Source organism: Oleiphilus sp. HI0125 (assembly GCF_001635355.1).
In genome coordinates this window covers 1-1,075 of record NZ_LWGF01000712.1, presented here as the reverse complement: position 1 = coordinate 1,075, position 1,075 = coordinate 1, and the positions used below count along the sequence as shown (strand labels likewise).

3 protein-coding genes are annotated in these 1,075 nt (G+C 47.2%); 2 read left to right on the top strand and 1 reads right to left on the bottom strand.

Features of this window, described 5'->3' with window-relative positions; translation table 11 throughout:
* Both A3762_RS27475 and A3762_RS10345 read left to right on the top strand, forming a co-directional pair.
* Positions 1-196, top strand: a 196-nt coding sequence (locus A3762_RS27475) for a Bor/Iss family lipoprotein (protein ID WP_197469193.1), incomplete at its 5' end; no start/stop codon positions are given.
* 2 nt (positions 197-198) lie between these two features.
* Positions 199-624 carry a hypothetical protein gene (locus tag A3762_RS10345; RefSeq protein WP_068478510.1) on the top strand — a complete coding sequence of 142 codons (426 nt, stop codon included), beginning with the start codon at positions 199-201 and terminating at the stop codon, positions 622-624.
* Between the two features lie 18 nt (positions 625-642).
* On the opposite strand, the gene A3762_RS10340 is transcribed toward A3762_RS10345, so the two are convergent.
* Positions 643-1,075: MATE family efflux transporter (locus A3762_RS10340; RefSeq protein ID WP_255375040.1), on the bottom strand; the 433-nt coding region annotated here is incomplete at its 5' end.

The window sequence follows — 1,075 nt, the reverse complement described above, 5'->3', positions numbered from 1 at the left end:
TAAAGAAAGCAAGCCATTCTATCTCTGGGGAATTGTTGGTGAACACAAAGTAAATACGCAACGTGTATGCCGTACCCGACCAGTCGTACAACTACAAACCAAGTACACGCTTACTGATGTTGCATGGGCAATCGGAACACTCGGAATCTACATGCCACGTACTGCAATGGTGTGGTGCGAACGGAAGGTGAAATAAGCATGAAAACGAACTTCCTCCATCAAGCCAAATACATTGCTATCGCAGCAACGATAAGCCTAAGCGGCTGTTCCGTAATTCATTTTGAGAATGGCCCTGTTGTCCCCGACCCAAAACCTGAGCAAAGCTTTGACTGGACACTAGGTATGTTTACCGAAGATATGCCAGACATACAATACGATGCAGCAAGCAGTGTTCGGTACAGAAAATGGTATCAACACGCCATTTTTTCAGTCGCCGAGCTGAGCAACCCATTACAGTTAAATAAAGAGTGCTCAGGTCTGGAGTGGAATCAAATCACGACCGAAGTAACTCCAACGGACTTTGTTTTTAGCATGCTAGACAACGCTCTACTCTATAACGCATCCTCTGCATGGCTCGATCTTTGGTCTACATGGAGCGTGGAGTATTCTTGCCGAGAGCGTTAGCTCTTCAATTAAGTATGCTCAAAACACTCGCTTGTAGGTTTTAACAACAAGACCAAATAACAAGATTGCACTTAACCCTAAGCCTAAGCCCATGCCCGCCCATACGCCGGCAGGGCCAAACATCTCACCCAGGAAATAAGCCGCAGGAAATCCAAGCCCCCAATAACTAACAGTTGCGACGATGGTTGGAGATGCGCCAAGTTTAAAGCCTCTGAGCACACCCATTAAAACGACCTGCCACCCGTCAACCAATTGGAACATGGCGCCAATCAGTAACAACAAACTAGCTAAGGCCACTAGAGCCTGGTACTCGTCTGGCCCTAATGCCTCATCAACAAAAAGATCTACCAACACATCAGGGAGCAACCAAAAGACCAAGCCTGCCGCGCTTGCTGTCGCGCTCGCGATCACTAGGGCGTATAAAATCACTTGCTTGGTTTCAATCGGATTA